17 protein-coding genes are annotated in these 19790 nt (G+C 71.1%); 9 read left to right on the forward strand and 8 right to left on the reverse strand.

Annotation, left to right across the window (positions count from 1 at the left end; translation table 11 throughout):
* Window positions 1-92 precede the first annotated feature (92 nt).
* The 8 genes from rapZ to secG all read left to right on the forward strand — a co-directional run bounded on the left by rapZ (window position 93) and on the right by secG (window position 7597).
* Window positions 93-986, forward strand: a complete 894-nt coding sequence (gene rapZ / locus DWB68_RS08580; protein ID WP_119424730.1) for an RNase adapter RapZ — start codon at window positions 93-95, stop codon at window positions 984-986.
* Window positions 987-988: 2 nt separating this feature from the next.
* The gene (locus DWB68_RS08585) at window positions 989-2011 is read left to right on the forward strand and encodes a gluconeogenesis factor YvcK family protein (RefSeq protein WP_407645682.1); all 1023 of its coding nucleotides are present in this window, start codon (window positions 989-991) and stop codon (window positions 2009-2011) included.
* A gap of 54 nt (window positions 2012-2065) precedes the next feature.
* Window positions 2066-3046: a DNA-binding protein WhiA gene (gene whiA, locus DWB68_RS08590; protein WP_119424731.1), complete on the forward strand. Its 981-nt coding sequence runs from the start codon at window positions 2066-2068 to the stop codon at window positions 3044-3046.
* A gap of 205 nt (window positions 3047-3251) precedes the next feature.
* On the forward strand, window positions 3252-3881 hold the full coding sequence (locus tag DWB68_RS08595; RefSeq protein WP_119424732.1) for a superoxide dismutase: 630 nt from the start codon (window positions 3252-3254) through the stop codon (window positions 3879-3881).
* Window positions 3882-4158: 277 nt separating this feature from the next.
* Window positions 4159-5169, forward strand: coding sequence for a type I glyceraldehyde-3-phosphate dehydrogenase (gap, locus tag DWB68_RS08600; protein WP_119424733.1), 1011 nt, complete (start codon window positions 4159-4161; stop codon window positions 5167-5169).
* Between the two features lie 82 nt (window positions 5170-5251).
* Window positions 5252-6484, forward strand: a complete 1233-nt coding sequence (locus DWB68_RS08605; protein WP_119424734.1) for a phosphoglycerate kinase — start codon at window positions 5252-5254, stop codon at window positions 6482-6484.
* 4 nt (window positions 6485-6488) lie between these two features.
* Window positions 6489-7313: a triose-phosphate isomerase gene (gene tpiA / locus DWB68_RS08610; protein WP_119424735.1), complete on the forward strand. Its 825-nt coding sequence runs from the start codon at window positions 6489-6491 to the stop codon at window positions 7311-7313.
* A 32-nt stretch (window positions 7314-7345) separates the two neighbouring features.
* Window positions 7346-7597, forward strand: coding sequence for a preprotein translocase subunit SecG (gene secG, locus DWB68_RS08615; RefSeq protein ID WP_119424736.1), 252 nt, complete (start codon window positions 7346-7348; stop codon window positions 7595-7597).
* A gap of 171 nt (window positions 7598-7768) precedes the next feature.
* On the opposite strand, the gene DWB68_RS08620 is transcribed toward secG, so the two are convergent.
* The 5 genes from DWB68_RS08620 to tkt form a co-directional block, all read right to left on the reverse strand.
* Window positions 7769-8713, reverse strand: coding sequence for a glucose-6-phosphate dehydrogenase assembly protein OpcA (locus DWB68_RS08620; protein ID WP_119424800.1), 945 nt, complete (start codon window positions 8711-8713; stop codon window positions 7769-7771).
* Window positions 8710-10260, reverse strand: coding sequence for a glucose-6-phosphate dehydrogenase (gene zwf, locus DWB68_RS08625; RefSeq protein WP_119424737.1), 1551 nt, complete (start codon window positions 10258-10260; stop codon window positions 8710-8712). The genes DWB68_RS08620 and zwf overlap by 4 nt, the downstream gene beginning before the upstream one ends.
* Window positions 10261-10432: 172 nt before the next feature.
* Window positions 10433-12058: a glucose-6-phosphate isomerase gene (locus DWB68_RS08630; protein ID WP_119424738.1), complete on the reverse strand. Its 1626-nt coding sequence runs from the start codon at window positions 12056-12058 to the stop codon at window positions 10433-10435.
* Window position 12059: 1 nt separating this feature from the next.
* Window positions 12060-13175: a transaldolase gene (gene tal, locus DWB68_RS08635; RefSeq protein WP_119424739.1), complete on the reverse strand. Its 1116-nt coding sequence runs from the start codon at window positions 13173-13175 to the stop codon at window positions 12060-12062.
* 34 nt (window positions 13176-13209) lie between these two features.
* Window positions 13210-15306 carry a transketolase gene (gene tkt, locus DWB68_RS08640; protein WP_119424740.1) on the reverse strand — a complete coding sequence of 699 codons (2097 nt, stop codon included), beginning with the start codon at window positions 15304-15306 and terminating at the stop codon, window positions 13210-13212.
* Between the two features lie 271 nt (window positions 15307-15577).
* On the opposite strand from tkt, the gene DWB68_RS08645 reads away from it, so the two are divergent.
* Window positions 15578-16558, forward strand: a complete 981-nt coding sequence (locus tag DWB68_RS08645) for a heme o synthase (protein WP_119424801.1) — start codon at window positions 15578-15580, stop codon at window positions 16556-16558.
* A 426-nt stretch (window positions 16559-16984) separates the two neighbouring features.
* Here DWB68_RS08645 and DWB68_RS08650 read toward each other — a convergent pair whose 3' ends face one another.
* The 3 genes from DWB68_RS08650 to DWB68_RS08660 are packed head-to-tail and all read right to left on the reverse strand — an operon-like array spanning window position 16985 to window position 19673.
* Window positions 16985-17923 carry a COX15/CtaA family protein gene (locus DWB68_RS08650; RefSeq protein ID WP_119424741.1) on the reverse strand — a complete coding sequence of 313 codons (939 nt, stop codon included), beginning with the start codon at window positions 17921-17923 and terminating at the stop codon, window positions 16985-16987.
* Window positions 17924-17928: 5 nt separating this feature from the next.
* Entirely contained in the window at window positions 17929-18708 is a 780-nt protein-coding gene (locus DWB68_RS08655) for an ABC transporter permease (protein ID WP_199700420.1), read from the reverse strand.
* Window positions 18705-19673 carry an ABC transporter ATP-binding protein gene (locus DWB68_RS08660; protein ID WP_233548690.1) on the reverse strand — a complete coding sequence of 323 codons (969 nt, stop codon included), beginning with the start codon at window positions 19671-19673 and terminating at the stop codon, window positions 18705-18707. Before DWB68_RS08660 ends, DWB68_RS08655 begins: the two co-directional genes overlap by 4 nt.
* Window positions 19674-19790 lie beyond the last annotated feature (117 nt).

Raw genomic sequence — 19790 nt, forward strand, 5'->3', positions numbered from 1 at the left:
CAATCACCACCGCGGCCACACATCACTCAAGGGCTCCACCCCCGCCAGCCGCGTACCCAACCTGGCGGGGCAATACAGCTAGGGTTGGGTGCATGAATGCAACGCCCGAGGTGCACAAGCCCCAGCAGTCGGAGATCGTGGTGCTCACCGGCATGTCCGGCGCCGGACGCACCACCGCGGCCCACGCCCTGGAGGACATGGGCTGGTACGTCGTGGACAACCTGCCGCCGCAGATGCTCCAGACCCTGACCGACCTGGTGGCGCGCACGCCGGAGGCGCTGCCCAAGCTCTCCGTGGGCGTCGACATCCGCTCCCGCGGCCTGTTCCCCGCGCTGCGCGAATCGCTCGAGGCGATGCGCGCGGCCGGCCTGAACTACCGCGTGGTCTTCCTCGACGCCGACGACGATGTGCTCGTCCGCCGCTTCGAGCAGGGACGCCGCCCGCACCCGCTGCAGGGCGACGGGCGCATCGTGGACGGCATCGACGCCGAGCGCGTCCTCATGGCCGAGCTGAAGGACACCGCCGAGATCGTCATGGACACCTCCCGCTTCAACGTGCACGAGCTCGCGGCCGCCGTGCACGAGGTCTTCTCCGACGAGGGACCCATCACGCTGCGCCTGAACGTCATGAGTTTCGGCTTCAAGTACGGGCTGCCCGTCGACGCCAACTATGTGGCCGATGTCCGTTTTGTCCCGAACCCGCACTGGATCCCGGAGCTGCGCCCGCACACGGGCCAGGACCCGGACGTGCGCGACTACGTGCTGGCCGCGGGCGGCACGCGCGAATTCATCGAGCACTACGTCGCCGCCCTGGCCCCCGTCTTCGAGGGCTACCGCCGCGAGCGCAAGCACTACGCCACGATCGCCGTGGGGTGCACGGGCGGCAAGCACCGCTCCGTCGCCATCGCCGAGGAGATCGCCCGCCGCCTCACCGGCTTCCGCGACGTGCGCGTTTCAGTGGTGCACCGCGACCTCGGGCGGGAGTGAGCGTGGACATCCCCACCGGCTTTCTCCCCATGCTGGCGCCGAAGCTCAGCCCCCACGCACCGGCCGCTCAGTGGAAGGTCACCGCGCTCGGCGGAGGCCACGGGCTCTCTGCCTCCCTGCAGGCGCTCCGGCGCCTCGACACCGACCTGACGGCCATCGTCACGGTGGCCGACGACGGCGGCTCCTCCGGCACCCTGCGCGACGAGTTTGGGGTCCTGCCTCCTGGCGATCTGCGCATGGCCCTCGCCGCCCTGTGCGACGACACCGAGTGGGGGAGGACCTGGGCCGATGTCATGCAGCATCGCTTCGCCTCGCGCCCGGAGTCGGCGCGGACGCTGGATCGCCACGCCCTGGGCAATTTGCTCATCGTGGCGCTCTGGGAGATGCTCCAGGACCCCGTGGAGGGCCTGCGCTGGGCCGGTAGCCTCCTCGGCGCCCGCGGCCGCGTGCTGCCCGTGAGCACCACCCCGCTCACGATTCACGGCACGGTGCTCTCGCAGAGCGCCGACGGTGCGCTGAGCTCCCGCGCGGTGGTGGGGCAGGTGGAACTCGCCAGGGCCGCCCAGAAGGGCCGCGTCACCGAGATCGGCCTCGACCCGGCGGGCGCCCCCGGCACCCCGGAGGCGCTCGAGGCGATCATGGAGGCCGATTGGAACGTGCTCGGCCCCGGCTCGTGGTTCACCTCGGTGCTCCCGCATCTGCTGTTGCCGGACGTGCGCCGCGCCCTGGAGCAGTCCAAGGCGAAGACGCTCGTGACCATGAATCTCACCACAGACACCTCCGAGACGTTGGAGCTGGATGCGGCCGATCACCTCGACCTCATTCGCCGCTACGCCCCGCAGTTGCGCGTGGATGCCGTGCTCGCCGACCCGACCTCGGTGGAGGACGTGAGCCGCTTCCGGGAGGCGGCCCACCGGCTCGGGGCACGGGTCTTCTTCGATAGAGTGGGCCAGCGCGATGGCCAGCCCATCCACGATCCGCTGCGGCTCGCGGCGGCCTATCGCGACGTGATTTCCTCCTTCTGAGCGCCCCCGTGGCGCGTCACGGAGACCAACGCACCCGAAAGGATCCGTGCACCCATGGCGTTGACCGCTTCCGTCAAGGACGAACTAGCCAGGCTCGAAGTGAGGCAAACCTCGCAGCGCCGGGCGGAGGTCGCCACCTTGCTGCGGTTTGCAGGAGGCCTGCACATCATCTCCGGCCGCATCGTGATCGAGGCCGAGGTGGACTCCGCCGCGACCGCGCAGCGCGTGCGCAGGGCCCTCGCCGAGGTCTACGGCCATCGCGCTGAGGTGATCGTCGTCTCCGGCGGCGGCCTGCGTAAGGGCGAGCGCTTTGTGGTGCGCGTGGTCCGCGAGGGCGAGGCCCTGGCCCGCCAGACGGGCCTGCTGGACGGCCGCGGCCGCCCCGTGCGCGGCCTGCCCTCCACCGTGGTCAACGGCTCAGTGCTCGACGCCCGCGCGGTCTGGCGCGGGGCGTTCCTGGCCCACGGCTCGCTGACCGAGCCCGGGCGCTCCTCCGCCCTCGAGATCACCTGCCCCGGACCCGAGTCGGCGCTCGCCCTCGTGGGCGCCGCGCGCCGCCTCGGCCTGAGCGCCAAGGCCCGCGAGGTGCGCGGCGTGGACCGCGTGGTGCTGCGCGACGGCGACGCCATCGCCGAACTGCTGCGCCACATGGGCGCGAGCCAGACCCTCTCCGTGTGGGAGGAGCGCCGCCAGCGAAAGGAGGTCCGTGCGACCGCCAACCGCCTGGCAAACTTCGACGACGCGAACCTGCGCCGCAGCGCCCAGGCCGCCGTGGCGGCCGGTGCCCGCGTGGCCCGCGCCCTGCAAATCTTGGGCGACGACGTCCCGGAGCACCTGCGCGACGCCGGCACCCTGCGCCTGCAGCACAAGGACGCGAGCCTCGACGAGCTGGGCCGGCTCGCCGACCCGCAGCTCACCAAGGACGCGATCGCCGGGCGCATCCGCCGCCTCCTCGCGATGGCCGACAAGGCGGCCGCCGAGCGCGGCGAGCCCGGCACGGAGGCCGCAGTCCCGCTCGAGGCGCTCGAGGACTGAGACCCGACCGCCCTCGGCGGCCCCGCGCCGTCGGGCACCGGGACGCGAGCGCGACACGCGCGGGCGGGGAATAGACGCCGCGTTGCGCGCGGTTGTGCCTGCTGTCCCCGGGCGCGCTAGGGTCTAGGGAAGTGGGCCCTCGCGGCCTGCACACAAGAAGAACGGGCGGCAACAGCACGTGTGCCGCCCATGAACTGGAGGAATCATGTCGCTGTACACCCTCCCGGAGCTGCCGTACGACTACGCCGCTCTGGAGCCGAACATCTCCGCCCGCATCATGGAGCTGCACCACGACAAGCACCACGCCACCTACGTGGCCGGCGCCAACAAGGCTCTGGAGCAGCTGGCCGAGGCCCGCGAGAAGAACGACTTCGCCAACGTCGCCAAGTTCTCCAAGGACCTGGCCTTCAACCTGGGTGGCCACACCAACCACTCGATCTTCTGGAACAACCTCTCCCCGGAGGGTGGCGACCGCCCCGAGGGCGAGCTGGCCGCGGCCATCGACGACGCCTTCGGCTCCTTCGAGGCCTTCCAGGCGCACTTCACCCAGGCCGCCCTCGGCATCCAGGGCTCCGGCTGGGCCCTCCTGGCCCTCGAGGGCCTCGGCGGCAACCTCGTCATCGAGCAGCTCTACGATCAGCAGGGCAACGTGCCGGTGGCCACGACCCCGCTGCTGATGCTGGACATGTGGGAGCACGCCTTCTACCTGGACTACGTCAACATCAAGGCCGACTACGTGAAGGCCTTCTGGAACATCGTGAACTGGGCCGACGTCTCCGCCCGCTTCGAGGCCGCCCGCTCCGGCGCCCAGCAGCTTATCGTCCCGGGTCGCTGATTCGGCCCCGCACGTCAGCTGTTCTGACCCTTCGCGCCCGGTGCTGTGAGATGACTCTCACGCCCCGGGCGCGAAGCGTGTAGACTGAAAGACATCAGCGCGAAACCGCGGGGAAATCACCCGCGAGAAGCGCCAAGGGCCGCCTGCAGAAGGCGGCCGAGACACGACGGTGTGTCCCCGGTCCATCATGGAAATCCGGGCCGCGTCGGTCTCTTGAACTCCGGGAGCCCCTCTTTCGCTCCCTCGTCGCGGCCTGCTCGTCTCAAGGAGCACAGCAGTGACCACTCGCATCGGCATCAACGGGTTCGGCCGCATCGGTCGCAACGTCCTTCGCGTCATCAAGGCCCAGGGCCGCGACGTGGAGATCGTGGCCATCAACGATCTCGCCCCCGTCGACGACATCGCGATGCTCATCAAGTACGACACGATCCTGGGTGCGTACCCGGGCACGGTGGAGGCCGACGGCCAGAAGCTGATCGTGGACGGCAAGGCCATCACGGTCACGCAGCACCGCGACCCGGCCGAGATCGACTGGGCCGGCGCCGGCGCGGAGATCGTGCTTGAGTGCACCGGCCTCTTCACCGATGGTGAGAAGGCCAAGGCCCACCTCGCCGGTGGAGCCAAGAAGGTCATCATCTCCGCCCCCGGCAAGAACGTCGACGGCACCTTTGTGCTGGGCGTCAACGAGGGCACGTACAACCCTGAGACGATGAACGTCATCTCCAACGCCTCGTGCACCACCAACTGCCTGGCCCCGCTGGCCAAGATCATCAACGACGAGTTCGGCGTCGTCGAGGGTCTCATGACCACGGTTCACGCCTACACGGGCGACCAGAACCTGCACGACAACGTGCACAAGGGCGACAAGCGTCGCGCCCGCGCCGCCGCGCAGAACACCATCCCGACCTCCACGGGTGCCGCCAAGGCCATCGGCGAGGTGCTTCCGGAGCTGGCCGGCAAGCTCAACGGTTCCGCCCTGCGCGTCCCGGTCATCACGGGTTCCATCACCGACCTCACGGTCACGGTGAGCAAGCCCGTCACGGTCGAGGCCGTCAACGCCGCCTACGCCAAGGCGGCCTCCGAGGGCGCCCTCGCCCCGTACGTGAAGTACAACGAGGACCCGATCGTCTCCTCCGACATCGTCGGCGACTCGCACTCCATGATCTTCGACGCCCCGCTGACCCAGGTCATCGGCCAGCAGGTGAAGGTCTTCGGCTGGTACGACAACGAGTGGGGCTACACCTCCCGCCTCGTCGACATCGCCGCCTTCGTCGGCGAGAAGCTCTGAGCGTAGGTTCAGTGCAGCACGGCGCCCGCCACACCGAGACCTCGGTGTGGCGGGCGCCGTGCACTGACCTAAAGTTGATGCCATGAGTGCTCAGACCCTTGATGATCTTCTTGCCACCGGCGTTGCCGGCCGCACCGTGCTGGTCCGCTCGGACCTGAACGTGCCGCTGGATTCCGAGGGCAATGTGACCGACGACGGCCGCGTGCGCGCCTCGATTCCCGTCATCTCCCAGCTGGCCTCCGCCGGTGCCCGCGTCGTCGTGCTGGCCCACCTCGGCCGCCCCAAGGGCGCCCCCGAGGCCCGCTTCTCCATCCGCCCCGCCGCGCTCAAGCTGCGCGAGCTCTCCGGTCTGCCCGTGCAGATCGCCGAGGACGTCGTGGGGGCCTCCGCGAGCGAGCTGGCCGCCGGCCTGGCCGACGGCGAGGTGCTCGTCGTGGAGAACGTCCGCTTCGAGCCGGGCGAGACCAGCAAGGACGACGCCGAGCGCATCGCCCTCGCCGCCCGCTACGCCGCGCTGGCCGGCGAGGACGGCGCCTACGTCGACGACGCCTTCGGCGCCGTGCACCGCAAGCACGCCTCCGTCTACGACATCGCCTTCGCCCTCCCGGCGTACCAGGGCGATCTGGTCCGTGACGAGCTCGTGGTGCTGCGCCGCCTGACCGAGAACCCTGAGCGCCCCTTCGTGGTCGTCCTCGGCGGGTCCAAGGTCTCCGACAAGCTCGCGGTCATCGACCGCCTGCTGGACGTGGCAGACGAGCTGCTCATCGGCGGCGGCATGGCCTTCACCTTCCTGAAGGCGCTCGGCCACGACGTGGCCGGCAGCCTGCTCGAGGTGGATCAGCTGGACACGGTGCGTTCCTACCTGGCCCGTTCGGAGGCCGGCGCGGCGCGCATCGTGCTGCCGACCGACGTCGTGGTGGCCGCGACCTTCGCCGCGGATGCGGCGCACGAGGTGCGTCCCGCCGACGACATCGCCGGAGGTGCCATCGGCGCCACGGGCCTCGGCCTGGACATCGGCCCGGACTCCGCCGCCGCGTTCGCCGAGCGCATCGCCGGCGCCAAGACCGTCTTCTGGAACGGCCCCATGGGCGTGTTCGAGATGGAGGCCTTCGCCGGCGGCACCCGCACGGTGGCGCAGGCCCTCGCCGACACCTCCGCGTTCACCGTGGTCGGCGGCGGCGACTCCGCGGCCGCCGTGCGCTCGCTCGGCTTTGCCGATTCCGACTTCGGCCACATCTCCACCGGCGGCGGCGCCTCCCTCGAGTACCTCGAGGGCAAGGCGCTGCCCGGCCTCACCGCACTCGAAGGGAAGTAACACCATGGCGAAGATCGTCGATGGGAAGTTCCTCCGTCGCCCGCTGATCGCTGGCAACTGGAAGATGAACATGGACCACCGCCAGGGCATCACCCTGCTGCAGAAGACCGTGTGGACCCTCCAGGACGCCAACTTCACCTTCGACCGCGTGGAGGTGGCCGTCTTCCCGCCGTTCACCGATCTGCGCGGCGTGCAGACGCTCGTGGCCGGCGATGACCTCCCGGTCGCCTACGGCGGCCAGGATCTCTCCCCGGCCGACGAGGGCGCCTACACGGGCGACATCTCCGGCGCCTTCCTCAAGGCCCTCGGCTGCGAGTTTGTGCTCGTGGGCCACTCCGAGCGCCGCACCCTGCACGGCGAGGGCGACGACGTCGCGCTGGCCAAGGTGCAGGCCGCCCTGCGCCACGGGCTCGTCCCCGTGCTGTGCGTGGGCGAGAGCCTCGAGGTGCGCCAGGCCGGCACCCACGTGGCCCACACGCTGGGGCAGCTGTCCGCCGTGATCGGCCAGCTGGACGCCGCCACGGTGGCGAACCTCGTGGTCGCCTACGAGCCCGTGTGGGCCATTGGCACGGGCGAGGTGGCCGGGCCGGCCGACGCCCAGGAGATGTGCGCCGCGCTGCGCGAGGCCGTGCGTGCCTCGCACGGCGACGAGGCGGCCGAGGGCCTGCGCCTGCTCTACGGCGGCTCCGTGAAGGCCGCCAACGTGGCGGCCATCATGGCCGAGGTCGACGTGGACGGCGTGTTGGTCGGCGGCGCGAGCCTCGACGCCGGGGAATTTGCTAATATTGCACGGTTCGAGCAGCACCTCGTCACCGACGGGCAGCGCTGAGCGAATCCCTTAGACGAAAGAGAGTCCCCGCAGTGAACGTGCTGACGATCGTCCTTCAGGTCCTGGTGGCCATCACCAGCGTGCTCCTGGCTCTGACGGTCCTGCTCCACAAGGGCCGCGGTGGCGGCATCTCCGACATGTTCGGTGGTGGCATGACCTCCTCGCTGGGTTCCTCCGGTAGCGCCGAAAAGACCCTCACCACCATCACGGTGTGGATCTCGGTCATCTGGATCGCCTGCATCATCGGGCTCGCGCTGCTCATGCGCTTCAACCCGACGGTCTGATTCTCCCGCCGCGGCCCGGCCGCGGCACCCGAAGGGCCCGGAACCTCCTTGAAGGAGGTCCCGGGCCCTTCTGCGTCACCGGACCGCCACAGGCGCCCCCGAGGAACAGCAAAGCCCGACGTCGCGCGCTTGGCTCAAGCGCGCGACGCCGGGCTTTTCTGCCGTTCCGGCCTAGCGCGGGCTGGGCGCGACGGGGGAGAGGTTGCAGGCCGGGAGGCCGTGCGTGAGCACGCGCCCCAGCACGACGTCGTCGTCCAGGCGGCGCAGCTCCTCCGCGAGGCACGCGGGCAGCGTGCGGACGGGAAGCGCGACGTGCTGGACGGACTGGCCCGGCAGGTAGAGCTGGGCCACGTCTCCCACGGGGCGCGAGATCTCGACGTCGCCGCCGCGGCGGGCCAGGCGCACGCCCTGGACGGGCGCCTCGCCCTCTGCCTCGGCCAGGCGCACGGGGACGGCCGACAGCTGGTGTTGCAACCACGCGGCCAGGAGCACCGTGCTGGGGGACGTGAGCGCCCCGTGCACCGTGATGTCGCGCAGGCCGCGCGTGCCGTACTGGTCGAGGATCGACGTCAGCTGCGTGCGCCACAAGGTCAGGCGGGTCCACGAGAGATCGGTGTCGCCCGGGCGCCAGGAGGCGGCCAGGCGGCCGAGGGCATCGAGCGGATCCGGCTCGGCGGCCGCGTCCGTGATCCGGCGCTGCGAGATGACGCCGAGGGGCGTCGAGGAGACGTCCTCGGGCACGCCCGAGGGCCACCAGGAGACGACTGGATCGTCGGGCAGGAGGAGCGCCGAGATGAGCGACTCGTCGGGCTCGTTGAGCTCGCCGGAGGTGCGCAGGATGATGACCTCGGAGGCGCCGGCGTCGCCGCCCACCCGCACCTCGCCCGAGAGGCGCGTGGGGCGATCGGCGCCCTCGCGCACCACCACGATGACGCGGCAGGGATGCTCGCGCGCGGCGGCCTGGGCCGCCTCGACGGCCGCCTCCTCGTGGCCGGGCAACGTGGAGACCACGAGGGTCAGGACGCGGGCGTTGGAGCCCACGTGGCCCTCGCGGCGCAGCATGACGAGGGTCTTGGCGACCTGGGAGGTCTTGGTGTCTGGGAGATCGACGATCATGGGCGACGCCACGTCCTTCCATCCTTGGCGAGCAGTAGGTGGGCCGAGTCCGGGCCCCAGCTGCCGGGTGCGTACGGTTCGGGCTGCTCCGTGAGGGAGGCCCAGTACTCCTCGAAGGGATCGAGGATGCGCCAGGACTGCTCCACCTCGGCGTGGCGCGGGAAGAGCGGCGGCTCGCCCAGCAGGACGTCGAGGATGAGGCGCTCGTAGGCCTCGGGGGAGGACTCGGTGAACGAGCTGCCGTAGGAGAAGTCCATCGTCACATCGCGCACCTCCATCTGGGTGCCTGGCACCTTGGAGGCGATGCGCAGCGTGGCGCCCTCGTCCGGCTGCACGCGGATGACCACGGCGTTCTGGCCGAAGTCGGCGCCGGAGTTGTCGTGGAAGAGCAGGTTCGGGGCCTTCTTGAACACCACGGCGATCTCCGTGACGCGGCGGCCCAGGCGCTTGCCGGCCCGCAGGTAGAACGGCACGCCGTCCCAGCGGCGGGTCGCGATCTCCAGGCGGATCGCGGCGAAGGTCTCCGTCGTGGAGTGCGGGTCGAAGCCCTCCTCCTCGAGGTAGCCGGTGACCTTCTCGCCGCCCTGCCAGCCGCCCGCGTACTGACCACGGGCGCAGGCCGAGGCGATGTGGGCCGGGACCTTGACCGCGCTGAGCACCTTCTCCTTCTCGGCGCGCAGATCGTCGGCCGTGAAGCCGACCGGCTCCTCCATGGCGGTGAGTGCCAGGAGCTGGAGCAGGTGGTTCTGGATGACGTCGCGGGCCGCTCCCACGCCGTCGTAGTAGCCGGCGCGGCCGCCGATGCCGATGTCCTCGGCCATGGTGATCTGCACGTGGTCGACGTGCTGCGCGTTCCACAGCGGCTCGAAGAGGCGGTTCGCAAAGCGCAGCGCCAGCAGGTTCTGGACCGTTTCCTTGCCCAGGTAGTGGTCGATGCGGAAGACGTCGTCGGGGCGGAACACGCTCTCCACGACGTCGTTGAGCTCGCGGGCGCTGAGCAGATCGTGGCCGAAGGGCTTCTCGATGACCACGCGGCGCCAGGGCTGCTGGCCCGTCTCCGGGTCCTCCCAGGCCTGATCCGCGAGGCCGTGCTCGCTCAGCTTGCCGCAGACGGCCTCGAAGGCCTTGGGCGGGATGGAGAGGTAGAAGGCGCGGTTGCCGCCCGTGCCGCGGGTGTCGTCCAGCTCCTGGAGCACCTCCCCGAGGCGCTCGTAGGCGTCGTCGTCGTCGAAGCCACCGGTCACGAAGCGGAAGCCGCCGGCCAGCTGGTTCCAGACGTCCTCGTCGAAGGGCGTGCGGGCGCGCTCCTCGACCCAGGTGCGGGCCTCGGCCACGAACTCCTCGTGGCTCCAGTCGCGGCGGCCGAAACCGATCACGCCGAAGCTCGTGGGGAGCAGGCCGCGGTGGGCCAGGTCGTACACGGCGGGGAGCAGCTTTTTGCGGGCCAGGTCGCCCGTGACGCCGAAGAAGATCAGCGTCCCGGGGCCGGAAATGCGCTTGAGGCGACGGTCGTCCTTCTCGCGCAGGGGATTGGGGGTGGGGAGCATGACGGGTGGGGCCTCCACATAGGGCGGGGGTGGTGGACAGGGGCCGCACCCAGTCTATCTTTGGGCGCTGGGTGGGGCGGCCGCCGTGGCGGCCCGTGACCTCATGCCGCGGGCCCGCCCTCCGCGTCGACGACGACGCGGAGGGCGGGCCCGCGGGCGAGGGGCTGGCCGCTTAGGCCAGGGCGGAGACGGCGGCGCGCAGCTGCGCGAGGCCGGCTGCGGTGTCGTTCAGGCGCAGGCGCAGCACGGGCAGCCCGTGCTCGGCCAGGACCTGGGCATCGCCGTCGGCCTGGGCGCGGATGAGACCACCGAAGGTGAACTCGCGGCCCGGGATGGGCAGATCCTCGCCGTCGGCCGCGCTGAGCTGCAGGAAGACGCCCTGGGCGGGGCCGCCCTTGTGGAACTGTCCCGTCGAGTGCAGGAAGCGCGGGCCCCACCCGAAGGTCACGGGGCGCTGCAGCGCCGCGGCGAGCTCGGCGCGGATCTCCTCCAGATCGGCCAGGCCGATGCGGTCGAGGTAGGCCTGGACCGCCACGTAGCCGTCCGTGCCGAGGGCGCCGAAGAGCGCGCCGAGGCCCGTCGCGAGGTCGGAGACCCCACCGGCGATGTTCGCGGAGGCCCGCAACTCCACGGCACCGTCCACCGCGACCGGGGCCTCGGGGGCCGGGGTCGCGTCGAGCAGGCCGCGGGCGGCGGCCTTGGCGGCCTCCACATCGGGCTGATCGAAGGGGTTGATGCCCAGCAGGTAGCCGGCCACGGCGGTGGCGTGTTCCCAGATGGCGAACTGCGTGCCGAGAGAGCCGGAGAGCATGAGCTGATCCACCACGGCGGCGTCGCTGTCCGCGCCGGCAGGCGCGTCGAGATCCGGCACCAGACGGATGAGGCGCACATCGGCGAAGTTGCCCACCGCGTCGGCGTCGCCCGGGTGCGCGGCGACGGGCAGCACGCCCTTGCCGAGCTTGCCCGTGGACTCGGCGATGAGCTGCTCGGCCCAATCCGCAAAGCCCACCAGGCCCGAGGCCTCGTCGACGATGACGATCTTGTTCCGCGCGGGGGCCGAACCGGCCAGGGCCACGCCGAGCGCGAGCCCGGGATTTGCCTCGTCGTCCTCGGCGAGCTCCTCCTCTGCCGCCTCGGCGTCATCGAGCAGCTCGATGATGTCGGCGCCGGCCAGGCCGGAGGGAACCAGGCCGAAGGCGGTGAGCGCCGAGTAGCGCCCGCCCACGTTCGGGTCGGCGTTGAACACGCGGTAACCGGCCTCGCGGGCCGAGGCGTCCAGCGGCGAACCCGGATCGGTGACGACCACGATGCGCGCGGCGGGATCGATGCCGGCGTCGGTGAACGCCTGCTCGAAGATGCGGCGCTGCGAGTCGGTCTCCAGGGTGGAGCCGGACTTGGAGGACACCACGAGGACGGTCGCCTCGATGCGGTCCTCGACGGCGCGGCGCACCATCGTGGGGTCCGTCGAGTCGAGCACGGTCAGCTCCACGCCGGCCGTGCGCGTGATGACCTCGGGAGCGAGAGAGGAACCGCCCATGCCCGCCAGCACGACGCGGTCGACGCCCTGGGCGCGCAGCTCGTCGCGGAGCGCCAGGATGGGCTCCACGAGCGGGCGCGAGGCCGCGGAGGGGTGGACCCACCCGAGGCGGATCGACGCCTCGGGCTGGGCCTCGGGGCCCCACAGCGTGTCATCCAGCGCGGCGAGGCGCGAAGCGATGCGCGCCTCGACCAGGCCGGGCAGCTGCTCGTCGAGCACGGCGGAGGCCGCCGAGCTCACGGCGATGCCGAAGTCCGTCATGTCAGGCCTCCCCGCGGGCGGCGTCGAGCGAGGCCTGGAGGTTCTCCAGCAACTCGGCCCACGCGACGTCGAACTTCTCGACACCCTCGGACTCGAGCTTGGAGACGACCTCGTCGTAGTCGATGCCGAGCGCCGCGAGGGCGTCGAGCACGGCGTCGGAGGCCTCGTAGCTGCCGGACACCGTGTCGGTGCCGTCGCCGCCGTGGTCAGCCACGGCGTCGAGCGTCTTCTCCGGCATGGTGTTGACCGTGCCGGGAGCCACCAGGCCGTCCACGTACAGCGTGTCCGGGTAGGCGGGGTTCTTGACGCCGGTGGAGGCCCACAGCGGGCGCTGCGGGCGGGCGCCGGCGTCGGCCAGCGTGGCCCAACGCTCGGAGTCGATGGACTCCTCGAAGACTTGGTAGGCCAGGCGGGCGTTGGCGAGGCCGGCCTTGCCGCGCAGGGCGAGCGCCTCCTCGGTGCCGATGGCCTCCAGGCGGCCGTCGATCTCGGCGTCCACGCGGGAGACGAAGAAGGAGGCGACCGAGTGGATCTTGGAGAGGTCAAGGCCGGCGGCCTTCGCCTTCTCCAGGCCCACCAGGAAGGCGTTGACGACGGCGCGGTAGCGCTCGAGGTCGAAGATCAGCGTGACGTTGACGCTGATGCCGGCGGCCAGCACCTCGGAGATGGCCGGCAGGCCCTCCGGGGTGGCGGGGATCTTGATGAGGACGTTGTCCTTGGCGACCTTGGCGAAGAGCTCCTTGGCCTGCGCCACGGTGCCGGCCGTGTCGTGGGCCAGGCGCGGGTCGACCTCGATCGACACGCGGCCGTCGACGCCGTCGGTGGCCGCGGCCACTCCGGCGAAGACGTCGCACGCGTCGGCGACGTCGCGCGTCGTGATCTCCACGACCGCGGTGTCGACATCGGCGCCGGCGGCGGCCAGCTCGGCCACCTGGACCGCGTAGGACTCGCCCTGGGACAGGGCGGCAGCAAAGATCGACGGGTTTGTCGTGACGCCGCTGGCGTCCTTGTCCTCGATCAGCGCGGCGAGCGAGCCGGAGGTGAGGCGCTCGCGGGAGAGGTCATCCAGCCACAGGGAGACCCCTGCGCCGGCCAGTGCACTGGTGTGTGTGCTCATGCTCTGCTTCCTTAGATGTGAGGTTCGCGTCGGTTCAGGCGGACGCTGCGAGCGAGGCGCGGGCGGCCTCGATGACGGCTGCGGTCGTGATGCCGAACTCGGTGTACAGGGTCTTCTCGTCGGCGGAGGCGCCGAAGTGATCGAGGGTCACGAGGCGGCCGGCGTCGCCGACAAACTCGTGCCAGCCCTGGCTGGAGGCGGCCTCGACGGCGACGCGGGCGCGCACGGCGGCGGGCAGGACCAGCTCGCGGTACTCGGCGCCCTGGGCGCGGAACCACTCGATGGACGGCATGGAGACGACGCGCGTCGGGACGCCCTCCGCCTCGAGCGCCGCCTGCGCCTCGACGGCGAGCTGCACCTCGGAACCCGTGCCGATCAGGATGACCTCGGGGGCGCCGGTGGAGGCGTCCTTGAGGGTGTAGCCGCCGCGGGAGACGAGCTCGGCCGAGGCGAAGCCCTCCTCGCCGCGCGGGAAGGTCGGGACGTTCTGGCGGGTCAGGACGATGCCGGTCGGGTGGTCCTGGATCTCCAGCATGCGGCGCCAGGCCTGCGCGGTCTCGTTGGCATCCGCGGGGCGGATCACGTCGAGGTTCGGGATGGCGCGCAGCGAGGCGAGCTGTTCCACGGGCTGGTGGGTCGGGCCGTCCTCGCCCAGGCCGATGGAATCGTGCGTCCACACGTAGATGGACGGGATGCCCATGAGCGCGGAGAGGCGGATGGCCGGGCGCTGGTAGTCCGAGAAGATCAGGAAGGTGCCGGAGAAGGCGCGCGTCGTGGAGCTCGTGACGATGCCGTTGACGATCGCCGCGGCGGCGTGCTCGCGGATGCCGAAGTGCAGCACGCGGCCGGCCGGGTCGGCGTTCCAGGACTTCGTGGTCCACTCGACGGGATTGAAGGACTTCGCGCCCTCGATCGTCGTGTTGTTGGAGCCGGCGAGGTCGGCGGAGCCGCCCCAGAGCTCGGGCAGCACGGGGGCCACGGCGTTGATGACCTGGCCGGAGGCGACGCGGGTCGAGACGGCCTTGCCGGCCTCGAAGACCGGCAGGGAGTCAAGCCAGCCGTCGGGGAACTCGCCGCGCGTGATGCGCTCGTACTCGGCGACCAGCTCGGGGGAGGTGCGCTCGCGCCAGGCGCTCATGGCGGCGTCCCACTCGGCGTGGGCGGCCGCGCCGCGCTCGGAGACCGAGCGGGCGTGGGCCAGCACGTCGGCGTCGATCGCGAAGTGCTCCTCGGGATCGAAGCCCAGGACGGTCTTCAGGCCGGCGAGCTCCTCGGCACCCAGCTTGGAGCCGTGGATGCCGCCCGTGTTCTGCTTGCCAGGCGAGGGCCAGCCGATGATGGTGCGCAGCGAGATGATGGAGGGCTTGGAGGTCTCGGCCTCGGCGGCCTTGATGGCGGCGTCGAGCGCGTCGAGATCCTCGACGTACTCGCCCGTCTTGGTCCAGTCGACCTTCTGGGTGTGCCAGCCGTAGGCCTCGTAGCGGGCCAGGACGTCCTCGGTGAACGCCACATCGGTGTCGTCCTCGATGGAGATCTTGTTGTCGTCGTAGATGACCACGAGGTTGCCGAGCTGCTGGTGGCCGGCGAGCGAGCTGGCCTCGGCCGTGACGCCCTCCTGCAGATCGCCATCGGAGGCGATGACGTAGACGCGGTGGTCGAACGGCGAGGTGCCGGCGGGCGCCTCGGCGTCGAAGAGGCCGCGCAGGCGGCGCTGGGCGTAGGCGAAGCCCACGGACGTCGCGAGGCCCTGACCCAGCGGGCCGGTGGTCATCTCGACGCCGGCCGTGTGGCCGTACTCGGGGTGGCCCGGGGTCAGCGCACCCCACGTCCGCAGCGCCTCCAGGTCCTTCATCTCGAGGCCGTAGCCGGAGAGGAAGAGCTGCAGGTACAGCGTCAACGAGGTGTGGCCGGGGGAGAGGATGAAGCGGTCGCGGCCGAGCCAATCGGCGTCGGAGGGATCGTGGCGCAGGTGGCGCTGGAAGAGCAGATACGCGGCGGGGGCCAGCGAGATCGCGGTGCCTGGGTGGCCGTTGCCGACCTTTTCGACCGCGTCGGCGGCCAGGACACGCGCGGTGTCGACGGCGCGCTGGTCTGCTTCGCTCCACACGAGCGAGGTCTCAGTGTTAGACACCTTGGGTTCCTCCGAGAATCCGGGCTATGCCTGCAGCCATTGATGGGCAGGCCTGGCTGATGCGGAGGGCTAAGCACGACGGCGCAGGGATGCGGTGTCGTGCTGCCCTGGACGCTTACCGTGATCCACCCTAACGCCGATGCCGCCGGCGCACAGATACATTGCGTCACCTCGTGGCGTCATCCGGCTCACGCACCCGCCGCCGCGCCCGCGTGTTCTACACGCTGTAGACTGACTGGGATCACCTGTGCCGTTGAAGAGGTCCATGCGCATGTCCACCACCACCGCCCCAGCGGCGCCGCAGCGGACGGATCTGTCGATTCGTCAGCCCGGCGAGGCCCTGGGGGCGTTCATCTCTCGCAAGTCGAAGGCGTACGTGGCTCTCACCAAGCCCCGCGTCATCGAACTGCTCCTCGTGACGACCCTGCCCACCATGCTGCTCGCGCAGCGCGGCTGGCCTGATGTCATCACGATGGTCGCCACCATGGCGGGCGGCGCCCTCGCCGCCGGCTCGGCCGGCGCCTTCAATTGCTACTTCGATCGCGACGTCGATCAGATCATGAAGCGCACCAAGAACCGTCCGCTCGTGACGGGCGAGATCACGCCGGGCAAGGCCCTGGCGTTTGCCTGGATCGTGGGCGCGGTCTCCATCGCCATCCTGTGGGCCGGTGCCAATCTGCTCGCCGCCGTCCTCGGCGTCGTCGCGATCCTGCTCTACGTGGTCTTCTACACGCTGATCCTCAAGCGCCACACCACCCAGAACATCGTGTGGGGCGGCGTGGCCGGCTGTATGCCCGTGTTCATCGCGTGGGCCGCCGTCACGAACCGCATCGAGTGGCCTGCCGTGGTGCTGTTCCTCGTGATCTTCCTCTGGACGCCGTCGCACTACTGGCCGCTGTCCATGAAGTACGCCGACGACTACGAGGCCGCCGAGCTGCCCATGCTCGGCGCCGTGGCGGCGGGCCGCACGGTCTCCGCCCAGGTGGTCCTGTACGCGTGGGCCACCGTGGCCTGCTCGCTGCTGCTGATCCCCATGGGCGCCGTGGGCATCGTCTACACCGTGGTCTCCCTCGTGGTGGGCGGCTGGTTCATCGCCGAGACGCACCGCCTGTACGGCGAGGCGCAGACCGATCACAACCCGAAGTCGCTCAACCGCAAGGCCATGCGCGTCTTCCACTTCTCGAACCTGTACCTCACCTTCCTCTTCATCGCCGTGGCCATCGATCCCTTCGTGGGGCAGCCGCTGCTCTAGGGGGAAGCCACCGGTCTTCTTCAGCACCGGGCCCGCGTCGCATGTCGACGCGGGCCCGTTGCGTTCCCGGTGGTGGCCGCGTGGGACGGGGGAGGGGCCCGACGGCGGGTGGTCGGGTAGGGCCCGACGGCCGGCGGAGGGATACAGCGCGACGGCGCGACGGCGCCTGGCCGCGCCGGGCGCCGGGCGCCCCGACGGCGGGAGGCGAGCCCGCGCCGTCGGGCAGTCGGGGCCGCGAGAAGCGGCAGGGGACCCGCGGGCGGGACCGTGCGCCGGCCCCTGTCTGTGACCGGACCTGGTCCGATTTTTGTCGTCTCAAGGTGCAGCAACCGGACCGACTGGTCAGGACGCGGACAAAGAAGACGGCCGGCGCCCGGCTCGCTCGGGGCGAGACGGGCACCGGCCGTCAGCGGTGCTGTGGGGGAGCTACTTGGCCTGCACGAGGCCCGTGGAGCGGTCCCAGACGTTGGTTGCGGCAACCATGAGCAGCGCCGAACCGAGCATGTGTGCCAGCACGAGCGGCACGGGCAGGCCCGTGAAGTGCTGCGTGTAGCCGATGGCCGCCTGCAGCACCAGGACACCCACCATCCACCAGAGGCCGTGGCGCAGGTGCGCGGGGGCGTTGGTGCGGATGGCGAGGAAGATCGCGACGGCCACGGCGGCGACGAGCAGGTACACGGGCACCACGTGGATGCGCGTGACGAGATCGGGGTTGAAGTCGTGGCGGGGTGCCTGCGGGTCGCCGGCGTGCGGGCCCGTGCCCGTGACGATGGTGCCGAGCACCACGGCCGCGGCCGAGAGCGCCCAGATGGCCCAGCCCAGGGTGCGCAGCGTGGGGGCCACGGGGCCGCCCGTGATGCCGCCCGGCTGCGGGTTGGAGGCCAGGCCCGTGCGGTTCACGAGCAGCGTGGCCATGCACACGAGCGCGGCAGAGGCCAGGAAGTGCAGGGAGACCACCCACGGGTTGAGCTTGGTCCACACGGTGATGCCACCGATGACGGCCTGCACCGGGATGATCGCCAGCAGGCCGAGGGAGAGCCAGAAGATGCGCGGGAACTGCCTGCGCGCCTTCCATACCGAGGCGATCGTCGCGATGGCGATCGCCACGAGGACGAAGGTCAGCAGGCGGTTGCCGAACTCGATGAGTCCGTGGATGCCGGACTCCGGGACGGGAGTCATGGTGCCAGGCATGCAATTGGGCCAGTTGTCGCAACCCAGCCCGGAGGCCGTCAGGCGGACGGCGCCGCCCGTGACGATGATGCCGATCTGGGAAACCAGGGAGGCGATGGCGAGGCGGTGGGCCGTCCGGGAGATGCCCGTCGACGCAGCGGTGGCGGAGGTGGCCATGGAGAGCGTGTCCTTCATGTGTCTTACTCCCAGCGGAACCAGCGCACGGCCGCGGCGGTGCCGAGCACCGACCAGACGGCGAGCACGAGGAGGCTCGTAGGATCGATGCGGCCGTGGATCAGCGCGGCGCGCATGCCCTCGCCCAGGGCGGAGGAGGGGAGGAGGGTGGCCGCCGTGCCGAGGAGGCCGGGCAGCTTGGACAGGGGCAGGAGCAGGCCGCCGACGGCGGCGAGCAGCACCCACACGAGGTTGGTGACGGCGAGCGTGGCCTGGGGGCGCAGCGTGCCGGCGATGAGGAGGCCAAGCGACGTGAAGGCGATCGAGCCGAGCAGCAGCATGAGCGCGGCCGCCGGCCAGCCGGAGGCGACGGGGGTCCAGCCCAGCAGCGCTGCGACGAGGCCGATGACGAGCACCTGCACGCACACCACCACGAGCACCGCCAGGCCCTTGCCCGCGATGAGGCCACCGCGGCCCAGGGGAGTGGTGGCGAGCGAGCGGAGCACGCCGTATTGGCGGTCGAAGCCGGTCTGGATGCCCTGGCCCGTGAAGGCCACGGACACGACGCACAGCGCCAAGACGCCGGGGGCGGCGGCATTGATGCGGGAGGAGGCGAAGCCATCCAGGAGGTCCAGCCAGGTCAGGCCGATCATGGCCATGAGCGGCAGGGCGATCGAGACGATGAGCTGCTCGCCGTTGCCGAGGATCGAGCGGGTCTCATAGAGGGCCTGGCGCAGGCAGCGCACCAGAACCGGGGCGGGACGGGCCGCGGCTTGTGCCGGGGCCAGGGGGGCGGTGGCGCTCACGGGCGGCTTCCTTCCAGCAGATCGTGCGAGGCCTCGCTCGCGAGGGCGAGGAAGGCGTCCTCGAGGGAGCGGCGCTCGAGCCGCAGGCTGACGGGGAGGATCCCGGCGGCCTCCCATGTGCTCGTCAGGCTCGCGAGGAGCGCGGGGGAGGTCACGGCGTCAAGGATGTAGGCGCCGCCCTCGCGCCGCGGCGTTACCCCGGCGGGCCAGGCCGGCTCGGCTCCCTCGGGGAAGGAGACCGTGAGTGAGGGCGGAGAGTCGTTGCCGATGAGTTCGGCCACGCTGCCGTGGGCCACCGTGCGGCCGCGATCGATGACGTAGACAGTGTCGGAGAGGCGCTCGGCGTCCTCCAGCAGATGCGTCGTCAGAACAATGGCGCGCCCGCGTGCACGCTCCTCCTCGATGATCTCGAAGACCACCTGGCGCGATTGCGGGTCCAGGCCCGCGCTCGGCTCATCGAGGAAGAGCACCTCGGGCGAGCCGACGAGCGCCACCGCGAGGGCCACGCGCTGCTTCTGGCCGCCGGAGAGCCGGCGGATGGGGGTGCGGGCGAACTCGTTCAGGCCGAGCCGCTCGGCCAGCTCCGCGACGGGGCGCGGCTGAGCGTAGAGCGAGGCCACGTGCGAGAGGTAGGCGAGGGGCTTTTGGGCCGGCGGGAGGCCGCTGTCCTGCAGCATGACGCCCACGCGGGCGCGCAACTGGGCGGGGGCTAGCCACGGGTCCTGATCCAGGAGGCGCACGGTGCCGCCGTCGGGGCGCAGGAGGCCCTGGGCGCACGCGAGGGAGGTGGACTTGCCTGCGCCGTTGGTGCCGAGCAGCGTGGTGACGGCTCCGGCCTCCGCGCTGAAGGACACACCCTGCAGCACGTGCTGGTGTCGACCGGCGGCCGCGCGGAAGGACTTGGTCAGGGAGTCGACGAAGACCGCGGGGGGCGCGGACGGACGGCTCGGATCGGAGGCATGCACCGTCCAATCCTAGCGTCTTCGACAGGGTGTAGTAGAGCGAGTGTGACGCGCTACCGCGGTCGCCGCGCTGCGGGTCAGGCCGATCCCCGGGCGGCGCCGAGGGCTCCGCCCGGGGCG

Origin of the sequence: Galactobacter valiniphilus (assembly GCF_003575975.1) — a bacterium.
Classification (GTDB): domain Bacteria; phylum Actinomycetota; class Actinomycetes; order Actinomycetales; family Micrococcaceae; genus Galactobacter; species Galactobacter valiniphilus.